This window comes from Flavobacterium sp. LS1P28 (assembly GCF_003970335.1).
Classification (GTDB): Bacteria; Bacteroidota; Bacteroidia; order Flavobacteriales; family Flavobacteriaceae; genus Flavobacterium.
This window is the reverse complement of the sequence record NZ_RYDI01000025.1, coordinates 25,702-36,271: the sequence shown is the minus strand read 5'-3', so window position 1 is coordinate 36,271 and position 10,570 is coordinate 25,702. Positions and strand designations below refer to the sequence as shown.

The 10,570-nt window shown below is 33.8% G+C and carries 9 protein-coding genes; 5 read left to right on the top strand and 4 right to left on the bottom strand.

The features are described 5' to 3' along the window. Positions 1-137 precede the first annotated feature (137 nt). Both EKL97_RS14455 and EKL97_RS14450 read left to right on the top strand, forming a co-directional pair. The gene (locus EKL97_RS14455) at positions 138-428 is read left to right on the top strand and encodes a hypothetical protein (RefSeq protein WP_126569174.1); all 291 of its coding nucleotides are present in this window, start codon (positions 138-140) and stop codon (positions 426-428) included. A 389-nt stretch (positions 429-817) separates the two neighbouring features. Further along, on the top strand, positions 818-2,266 hold the full coding sequence (locus tag EKL97_RS14450) for an IS1182 family transposase (RefSeq protein ID WP_126569173.1): 1,449 nt from the start codon (positions 818-820) through the stop codon (positions 2,264-2,266). Positions 2,267-2,858: 592 nt separating this feature from the next. Here EKL97_RS14450 and EKL97_RS14445 read toward each other — a convergent pair. The 3 genes from EKL97_RS14445 to EKL97_RS14435 are packed head-to-tail and all read right to left on the bottom strand — an operon-like array spanning position 2,859 to position 6,645. After that, positions 2,859-5,534, bottom strand: a complete 2,676-nt coding sequence (locus EKL97_RS14445) for a beta strand repeat-containing protein (protein ID WP_126569172.1) — start codon at positions 5,532-5,534, stop codon at positions 2,859-2,861. 8 nt (positions 5,535-5,542) lie between these two features. Next, positions 5,543-6,166: a hypothetical protein gene (locus tag EKL97_RS14440; RefSeq protein ID WP_126569171.1), complete on the bottom strand. Its 624-nt coding sequence runs from the start codon at positions 6,164-6,166 to the stop codon at positions 5,543-5,545. Then, the gene (locus tag EKL97_RS14435) at positions 6,163-6,645 is read right to left on the bottom strand and encodes a T9SS type A sorting domain-containing protein (RefSeq protein WP_126461620.1); all 483 of its coding nucleotides are present in this window, start codon (positions 6,643-6,645) and stop codon (positions 6,163-6,165) included. The genes EKL97_RS14440 and EKL97_RS14435 overlap by 4 nt, the downstream gene beginning before the upstream one ends. A gap of 313 nt (positions 6,646-6,958) precedes the next feature. Here EKL97_RS14435 and EKL97_RS14430 point away from each other — a divergent pair, with 313 nt between their 5' ends. Further along, entirely contained in the window at positions 6,959-8,122 is a 1,164-nt protein-coding gene (locus EKL97_RS14430; protein ID WP_126461623.1) for a helix-turn-helix domain-containing protein, read from the top strand. Between the two features lie 98 nt (positions 8,123-8,220). Further along, complete coding sequence (locus EKL97_RS14425; RefSeq protein ID WP_233584092.1) at positions 8,221-8,556, top strand: OmpA family protein; 336 nt, start codon at positions 8,221-8,223, stop codon at positions 8,554-8,556. 79 nt (positions 8,557-8,635) lie between these two features. On the opposite strand, the gene EKL97_RS14420 is transcribed toward EKL97_RS14425, so the two are convergent. Then, the gene (locus tag EKL97_RS14420; protein ID WP_126461626.1) at positions 8,636-9,217 is read right to left on the bottom strand and encodes a tRNA-(ms[2]io[6]A)-hydroxylase; all 582 of its coding nucleotides are present in this window, start codon (positions 9,215-9,217) and stop codon (positions 8,636-8,638) included. 110 nt (positions 9,218-9,327) lie between these two features. Between EKL97_RS14420 and EKL97_RS14415 the strand changes: the two genes are divergently transcribed. Continuing rightward, positions 9,328-10,569, top strand: coding sequence for a glycosyltransferase (locus tag EKL97_RS14415; RefSeq protein ID WP_126569169.1), 1,242 nt, complete (start codon positions 9,328-9,330; stop codon positions 10,567-10,569). Position 10,570: the final 1 nt, after the last annotated feature.

The window sequence follows — 10,570 nt, the reverse complement described above, 5'->3', positions numbered from 1 at the left end:
GGTTCGTCGCCTTTCTTTGAAAACCCCTATTCCGATAGGAATAGGGGTTTTTTTGTTTTAAAAAATTATGTTTTTTTACTTAAATTTGGACAAAGTTTTAAACTAATTTTATTAGTACATGACAAAAACATATATTATTGAAATTCAACAAAACAACTGCTACTAAAAACAGCTCTTATAGAAGAATGCAAAGATTCATGAAGGAATTTTATTTTCGCATGAAAATAGTTTCTTCATTGATATTCATTTTATTATCAGCTAAATCCGATTTGGTATTGGTGCTAGATAGAACCAATTGGAAGTTCGGAACTAAAAACAGTAACATTCTGATGTTGGGAGTAAGTTATAAAAACGTAGCATTTCCATTGATGTTCAAAATGTTGGACAAACGAAGGAATTCAGATACACTAGGGAGGATTGATTTATAGAATGGTTTATGTAGATGCTACAGTATTACCGGAACCTCCAGAAGAATTGTATATCAAGTAGGGGCATTAAATTTGAATCCATTAACTCTAGATAATTTCAAGGTTAATGATCAAAAAATGTTTGCTGTAGCTAACGCAATTGATGCAGAAGCTTTTGGGATAACCTTAGAACCTAAGGAAGGAAGTTGAACCCTTACAATGGAACAATTATATACGTTAGGAAAAGTGTAAATAGTACTTCTTCTTAATTACTAACAAAAAAGGTTCAACCGTAAAGCGAGGGCACTGAAAAAGTCTTTTTAAGAATTAATTGTTAATAAAAAGGAGTAGAAAACTATAGTTTTTTGCTCCTTTTTTCGTATTTTTAATGGTAGCCAAAAGGCTTTTAGATGTTAGTTCAACAACAAAAAATTCAATTCAGTCTGTACTCTTCGTTATATGATTTAATCGTTCCCAAGGACAATATGCTAAGAAAAATCAATGAGTTGATAGATTTTTCATTTATCTATGATGAGTTGCTAAATAAATACTGTACAAATAATGGTCGCACAGCAGAAAGTCCTGTGCGTATGTTCAAGTATTTACTTCTGAAAACAATTTATACCGTTTCAGATATTGATGTAGTGGAGCGTTCCCGTTTTGATATGTCCTTTAAGTATTTTTTGGAAATGGCACCAGAAGAAGATGTTATCAATTCTAGTACGTTAACAAAATATAGAAAACTACGTTTGAAGGACACCGACTTATTAAATCTATTGATTAGTAAAACGGTGACTATAGCCCTTGAAAAGGGCATTATCCGTCCTAAGTCTATTATAGTTGATGCCACACATACTTTATCGAGATCAAATCCATTTTCGGCAATTGCAGTATTGCATGAGCGTTCAAAACTACTGCGAAAAACGGTTTATTTATTTGATGACCAATGGAAAGAACGTATGTCAGAGAAGAACAATACCAATGAATTAGAAAAGGAATTGGCCTATTGTAAAGAGTTGGAGAGACGGCTAGAAAAAGAACAATCTTTAAGTTCTATACTTGCGGTGAAAGAAAAATTAAACTTGCTTAAAGAAACGATAGAAGACACTCAGGAAAATTTTACGTTATCAAAAGATCCAGATGCTAAAATGGGGCATAAATCCGCTGATAGTTCCTTCTTCGGCTATAAGACTCATTTAGCGATGACCGAAGAGCGCATCATTACAGCAGCTGTAGTCACATCAGGCGAAAAAGGAGATGGCCCGGAGTTACCTAAACTTTTAGAAATTAGTCAGGAAAACGGAATCGATGTTGATATAATTATTGGCGATGGAGCCTATACAGGAAAAAAAAATCTCAAACTCACAAGTGGGCAAAATATTAAAGTGGTAGCAAGACTAAATGTTACAATAGCACAAGGGGCTAGAAAAGACGAAGATAAATTTGATTACAATAAAGATGCCGATAGATTTGTTTGTCCTGCTGGTCACATGGCTATACGAAAGGCTTGCCAAGGCAAAAAAAATGTTGGAACCAATCAAATACAAACCTACTATTTTGATGTGGAAAAATGTAAGACCTGCTCTTTAAAAGAGGGTTGTTATAAAGAAGGAGCCAAGACAAAAACATATTCGGTGTCGATAAAATCGGACTTACACCAAGAACAAATCAGCTTTCAAGAAACTGACTATTACAAAGAAAAAGCAAAACACCGATATAAAATAGAAGCGAAAAATAGTGAGTTGAAAAATGTACATGGTTATGATAGAGCAATATCATATGGCATTACCAATATGCAAATGCAAGGTGCAATAGCAATTTTCGCAGTCAACTTAAAAAGAATACTCAAATTAATGTAGGAAAATCAAAGCTACATGCGCAGTACACTCAATGAGCCTATAAAAGTCAAAAATCGACTCATATAACCTATAATAAAAAACAGTTGTAAAAATTAAAACGCTCATAAAGGATCTTTAAAATCCTGTTATAAGCGTTTTTTTATTGTCTAAAAAACGACTCTAATCAAAATAAGTGAAGTTTTTCAGTGCCCTCCGTAAAGCTGAACCTTTTTTATATAAAAATCTAAAATAACAATAACTATAAAAATTATCGCTAATTTGCATCATTGGCTCAAGGTCATTTTTAAATTTTACGTGAAATATCACTTCGCAAAATCTACTCTTATTAAAATATTACCACAACCATCCTTTGTTACAAAAAGCAAAAACTTTGTCTATGCTATCCATCGAGGTGTTCTTTCTTTAGCCCTGAATATACTCCTTACCAATTTCAATGCATCCCTTTTACCCCCCCCTTGGATAATTACAAACATTCATTTATTTTTTTGAAAAAATCTTTATCCAAGGGTATAAATCATAATAAGTGCTATTTTTTAAATTAGACCGCTTATGCGGTAATGAAAAAATGGTTAATCCCGATAGCTATCGGGAGTTAAAAAGCCCTAACTCCACGTACGGAAACCGCGGTGGTCTTAAGATCGATTATGACGTAACCAAGTAAGAAACTGAAGTTATACGTCATAGAGTTTGTATTTTCGGTACTGCTCCAATAGTTAGCTGATATTGAAAGCAGTGTGTTGTTACCTGCTCGCAAAGCCTTTTGTGCACTATAACGATTGGAATACAATAATATTAATTCATCAATACTTGGCAAATACCACTCAGGGCCTAATCCGTTAATATAAGTTTTCGTTGGGCTTCCTGTCATTAAATTGGTGTTAAATGCACCATCTTCGGTACGGTTGGCACCTGTAAGTGTGGGTGCTGTTTGCCATGCATATGTGCTTTCGGTAAGCGCAACGATAAGCCCGTGTTCTAAACCATCGCTACCTTTGTAGAGATAATAAATTATGCCACCATTAAAGAGTTCGCCAAGGTAATGTGTAAAACCACCCGATGCTGCTGCCCAAGTAGCCACACCACTTCCATTTGTTGTAAGTACTTGCCCGTTGGTGCCATTTATAGCAGGATAAGTAATACCACCAGCGGTTAAACCTCCAGTTAATGTCCAGTTCGTACCATTATTTTGTGCTTTAATGGCTCCTGTACCGTTGGCTAAAATGATGTTGTTGGTAAGCGTTGTGGCTAAACCTGTTACATTAGCCCCTAGTATGGTGTTGCCAGATCCTGTACCGGAACCTGCACTTACACCTGTATTGTAACCGATAGCAGTATTGTTGTTGCCTGTTGTGTTTTCGTACATCGCATCCTTACCTATAGCAGTGTTGCCGCGACCTGAGGTGTAGTAAAGGGCATTAGAACCAATACCAGTATTGTTACTGCCGATTGCGTTAATGTGAAGAGCATTAACACCGATAGCAGTATTTTCGCTACCTGTGGTGTTGTTTCTAAGGGCTAGAGCTCCATTGGCGGTGTTAACGCTACCTGTGGTATTGACCTTTAATGCCTCATAGCCTACCGCTGTACTATAGAATGAATTGCCTGTACCACGCCCTACAGTAATTTCATTGAATTTCGCATCAGTGCTAAAAGTTTTTACGCCCGCAACAGTTTGCGCAGTTGTTAAATCTACAAAAGAACCTCCAGCAGAAGTTGCCGCATTTACAAATGCGGTTGTGGCTAAGGCGGTCGTATTATTTCCAACCGCTTGAGTTACGCCAATAGTTCCGGTTGGCAATATAGGTGCGCCGGTAAAAGTTGGAGAAGCTATATTAGCTTTTAAGGCTAATGCGGTATTTGTAGCGGCGATTGTTGTTAAGCCGCTCAAATCTTGATCCCCTGAGTTAGTGCCCGATTGATTGCCAAGTTTTGTGATTTCTGTTGCGTTGATAAGTCTTTCTCCTGTTACTTTATCTACTTTGGATCCTAATGCAGTTGCGGTTAATGTTGAAACAGGTTTATTAACATCGCTGGTATTATCTACATTACCTAAGCCCACCATTGTTGAGGTAATTCCTGCTACCGTTCCGGTAAAAGTGGGAGAAGCTAATGGTGCTTTCAGGTCTACCGCACTTTGATCTGATTTAGCTGCCAGCGCAGCTAGACTCGCCTTTAAGTCTAATGCGGTTTGTATGGCAGTTGATATCGGCTTTGCTGCATCGCTTGTATTATTTACATTGCCTAAACCGACCATCGTTGCTGTTACTCCAGATACAGTTCCGGTAAAAGTAGGAGAAGCTAATGGTGCTTTCAGGTCTACCGCACTTTGATCCGCTTTAACTGCCAGCGCAACTAAACTCGCTTTTGCATCTAATGCGGTTTGTATGGCAGAGGAAACAGGTTTATCTGCATCTGCTGTGTTATTTACATTGCCTAAACCTATATCGGTTTTATTTAGTGTTATTGCTCCGTTTACCTGTGTAACTCCGTTAACTGAAGTGGTTAAACCAGCTGCTCCTGTTGCACCGGCTACTCCTGCTGCGCCAGTATCCCCTTGAATTCCTTGGGGTCCTGTTGTAGGTACTTGACTATCTACATAAGTCTTAACCGATTTTACCGTTGGATATTTAGTATCTGATGCAGCATCAGTTGCAATACTAGTGCTTTTGTTTGTTACATTTTCTTTTAAACTGAATACTAATTGAGCAGCGGCACTTATTGGTTTATTCAAATCGCTCGTATTATCCATATTCTCCATTCCGAAGTTTGTTTTTAAACCACTCATCGTAATCGCTCCGGTACCTCCATTTTCAATAGCCACCATACCAGTAACATTTTCTGCATTTTTAGTAAAAAACGCAAAAGGAACCGAATTAAAGTGCTGATTGCTTATTTCAGTAAAAGAGTTGCAACTGCCATTTGTGTTAATAGCCACAATCAATTTTTTACTGATAGAATTCCATACGATTTCCTGAAAAGAGGAAGCATACCCGCCTGTTTGTGATCCTGATCCAATGATCAGATTGACCATTCCAAATTTATCTGTTTTAGTTTGAATCACTTCCTGATATTCTACATTAGAATATTCGTCAACAAATTCAAACTTCATGCAAATGTCTTTACTTACTAAAAAAGCATTTGAATTATTTACTCCTGGTATTTTTTCTCCTTTTGGATTCAAAATTACGGCCTGATAGGTTATCCCATTAGTTTGCGCAAAATTTTTGGCGCCAATAAAAAGGAAAATAAGTAGAATTATTTTTTTCATAATTTAATTTATTTAATTGGGAAATTAACACCTAATTGTAGTTGATGGGTCATGAATGATATTTTTTCAGTTGTCGAATTGGATATGTTTAAAGTTTGACCATAATTATAGCCAATACTTAAAAAACCCAGGGAAGGAACACGATACTTGACTTGAAAACCGATGGATGATTCCACTACTAGTCCCGTAAATTCCTTTTGGTACACTAAATCATAATAAGCGCCATCTATTTTTTGTTTTCCATAAATGATGGTTTCGCCTAAAATACCCACTTGCAGTAAAAAATTTAATTTATGAAAATCGTCCATAGGGAACAAAGAAAATCCTAATCCTGTTTTAATGCCCAGGTATTTAGTTTCCCAACTATAGGAATTTGCAACATTCCCGCCTAGGGCATTATATTCATTAAGAGAAAGTCCATATGAATAAAGTATATGCTTATTTAGTATCGGTTTATTAAACCCAATTTCATAAAAATTACCCGTTCCGCTTTGAAGATCTGGATCTGATTGCCCAAAGCCATTCTTATAATCATACTTTGTAAAATTCTTTCCTGTATTTAAAAAAATTTCTTGTGAAAATAATTGACAGGAAGTAATTAAAATAACAAATAGTAGGTAATTTTTCATCATCGTTTTATAATTTTAGTATAATAATTGAGGTTGGTGGAATTTAGTCGTACTAGGTATTCTGAACTTGGCAACTGTGCCAAATTAATAGTCAAAATTGTGTTGACGGATACTTTTTTTTGTTCAAATATCAAACGTCCCAAAATATCAAAAATAGAAATGGTAATTAGATCAGTAATCGATTCTGAGAATTGAAAATTGACAGTTTCAGTAAATGGATTGGGATAGGTTATGGTTTTAATACCTTCAATCACATCTATTTTATTGGAAGTAATATATTTCCCCCAAAGGCTTTGCTGAAATCCTTGCATTACGGTATAATCTTTATTCGTGGAAGTTCCTGTCATACTTTGCTGACCAATAGTTTGTACTACTATCAAACCATTATATGTTTTTGTTGATATCCCTTGAGAAGAAAGCATTTCATGGTGTAGTACCTGTGCATAAAAAGCTGTACTGAAAAGTAAAAGTAAATATTTCATATAAACGGATTTTGATGTAATGATAAGACAAAAAAAAAGCTATCAAACATCATAAATCCGACGAACTACACAAATTAATCAAAATAGTAAGAGTTTTTGAGTTTTTAGTAAATAATAAATTCAAAAAATGATACAATAAAAAGTAATTCTGAAATCAAAAAAGAATTGTTTCAATGTTAATTTAAAAACATATTACTTGTTTTTGAATTTTTTTGCTACCGAAAAATTGAATTAATAATATATATTTGTCTTTGTGTCGCAGCGTCTATTTCAGTAAAAACAAATTTTTAGTTTTATTTAAAATATATAAATTTTGATTATAAATTTACTTTTCATTATCACTGGTTTTTTAGGCTTTTTAACCTTAATAATAATCCTAGCAAGCTTTAGAAGAAATAAAACGATCAATTTTTATTTAATATTGATTTTTACTCTAATTTCTATTCGTTTTCTATTAAGCGGATTTTTCTCTTTTGGTTATTTAGTTTATTTAAAAGAACATTATATTAATTACTGTAAATTTTTAATACTAATCATTCCTAGTTTATATTTGTATTTTAAAAATTTAATTGCCGATCAGAAGCTATTTATGAAGGCTGATCTTGTCCATTATATTTTCCCTCTTGCATTTTTGGCGATAAATTTATCTGTCGTAAGTACAAATTATTTCTTGCCACCCTCTTTTTATTTTTCCTTCTTTTTAGTCTTAATATTGTACACCATAACATACTTTTTTTTGGCTTACCAGATATTAAACAAGAATGTTTGGGCAAAAAAAAATGGAGAAAGTAATAGTAAACATAGTATATTGATTAAAAAATGGAACCTTTTTTTGTTCATCATAGTATTAATTATTTCGCTTAAACTTTTTGCGACGCTCTTTTTAGTTAACGATTATCGCAGTGGTTTTGTTGTAGCCGATCGTTTTCAGTGGATAGGTGCAATAATTTGGATAATAACTTTTTTTAGAGTATTAATATCTCCAGAATTACTTTATGGCTACCCAATTTTTGATATCATGAAGGAAACAAAAAAGGTCAATCTCTTATTGGATACAGATTGGATTGTTGAATTTAACAAAGAGCAAAAAAAAGATCAAGATAGTAAATTACAAGAAAAAATTGATAAATATATTATACGGTATATTAATGAAATTGAGGAAATTTCTAGAAAATTTGAATTGTTTCAAGATTCAAAATTTTCAATAGTTGACTTAGCAATAAAATTAAATATTCCCAATAGCCATTTAAATTATCTTTTTAAGTATCATTCTAAAATCTCGTTTTTAGATTATAAAAAGAAAATCCGAATTTATCGTTCAATTCTATTGATTGAATCGAATTATTTAAAAACAAATACAATGGATTCACTAGCAAAAGAAGTGGGATTTGCCTCATATAATCCCTTTTTTACCAGTTTTAAAAATGTTACTGGAATTTCTCCACAAAAATATATTATCAAAAAAAATGATTTTTAAAAAACAAAAAAGCTTCCAATTTTATAGATTGGGAGCTTTTTTTTATTAGATTAAATCCTATTTCTAGTCCTTATTTTTACTATAGTATTTTCTATATTTTGAATCCTATTTATTTCGATTACAACAAAAGTAATATAACAAAAAAAGGCGCGACAGAACTTGATAAATTGGTTTATGTGATGGCTCAAAATGATCAATTAAAAATTAATGTAAAGGCACATACGGATTCCAGAGGAACAGAGGAATTTAACTTGGATCTTTCTGAGAGAAGAGCAAATGCTGCGGTAGCTTACATTGTTTCAAAAGGAATTAGTGTTGATAAAATAACAGGAGAAGGGTTTGGCGAATCAGAATTTAAAGTGGATTGTCAAGAGAATTGTACCGATGAGGAGCATGCCTTAAACAGACGTTCGGAGTTTATGATCGTTAAATAATAGACTAGAATTTTAAGTAAACAAAAACAGGATACCGTAAAGCATCCTGTTTTTATTTACTATTAGATAGTCTGTTTAATTATCCATGAATCGTTTCCTGTTTTCCGTAATTAGTGATAATTGATCCTTCAAATTCTATCCATGCTGCCCATCTTTTGTCAACATCTACATTATCAGCATATTTCCGTGCAAATCTCAAAAATGTGGTGTAATGTCCCGCTTCACTAATCATTAAATCTCTGTAAAAAGTAGCCAGTTCAACATCTTTTATGTTTTCTGATAAAACTTTAAATCGTTCACAGCTTCTTGCTTCAATCATTGCTGAAAATAATAATCGGTCACACAATGCATCTTTTCGGCTGCCATCTTTTTTCATGAATTTGAAAAGTTCATTTACATAATGGTCTTTTCTTTCTCTGCCTAAAGTCAATCCTTTGCTTTTTATTAAGTCATGTACCATTTGCAGATGTTCTAACTCTTCTCTTGCAATTATTAACATTTCGGTTACTAGTTCTTCTATTTCCGAGTTGTAGGTAACAATACTGATGGCATTTGAAGCAGCCTTTTGCTCGCACCACGCATGATCCGTTAGAATTTCTTCTATATTTGATTCAACTATATTTACCCAACGCGGGTCTGTGGCTAATTTTAATCCTAACATACTGATGAAATTTATTTGTGCAAAATTAGTGTTTTATAATCTATTTTTGATTCAAATGACCAGATTGAACTCAAAATAGCATTATTTTGCAATTGAAATTTTATAATACTATGAATCAAGTTCAAAAGCTTTTAATTATTGGTTTTGTTTGGCCGGAACCCAATTCGTCTGCAGCGGGAGGAAGGATGATGGAATTGATTTCACTCTTTAAAGCGCAAGGTTTTAGCATTACGTTTGCCAGTCCTGCACAAAACAGTGATTACATGGTTGATTTACAAGAGTACGAAGTGGAGAAAATAGCAATAGAACTTAATAATTCCAGTTTTGATGTTATTATAAAAGAACTGAATCCTGGTGTGGTTTTGTTTGATCGTTTTATGATGGAAGAGCAATTTGGTTGGCGTGTTGCCGAAAATTGTCCGGATGCGTTACGGTTGCTAGATACCGAAGATTTACATTGCCTAAGATTGGCTCGTCAGAAAGCATTCAAAGAAAATCGTTCCTTTAAGACTACTGATTTATTTGTTGAAGAGGTAGCCAAACGTGAAATAGCCAGTATTTTACGTTGTGATTTGTCTTTGATGATTTCTGAATTTGAAGTGGAACTTTTGGAATCTACATTTAAAATTGAGAAAGCCTTATTGTATTATTTGCCTTTTTTATTGGAACCAATTGTTGTTGCCGAAATAGACAAGCTACCTTTCTTTGAAGAACGAAAAGACTTTGTTTTTATCGGGAATTTTCTTCATGAGCCCAATTGGAATGCGGTTCAGTATTTAAAAGAAACGATTTGGCCCTTAATTAAGATGCGTTTGCCAGAAACAGTTTTGAATATTTATGGTGCTTATCCTTCTCAAAAAGTACTGCAATTGCATAATAAGAAAGAAGGCTTCTTAATCATGGGACGTACCATTGATGCGAAAGAAGTTGTGAAGGAAGCACGAGTGGTTTTGGCTCCTTTGCGTTTTGGGGCGGGTATTAAAGGGAAATTATTAGAAGCCATGCAATGCGGAACGCCAAGCGTAACAACTACTATTGGTTCAGAATCCATGCATGGTGATTTGTCTTGGAACGGTAACATCACGGATGATGTTGTTGATTTTGCGGATGTGGCAGTACAATTATATCAAGACAAAACAATTTGGCTTCAAGCCCAACAAAATGGACTAAAAATTATTAATCAGCGCTATGTAAAATATTTGTTCGAAAATAACTTTAGAACTAAAATAGAATTTTTATGTGCTAATTTGATGGAACATCGTCTGCGTAATTTTATGGGAGCCATGTTGCAACACCATACTTTAAAAAGCACAAAATATATGTCTCGCTGGATTGAAGAGAAGAATAAATAAA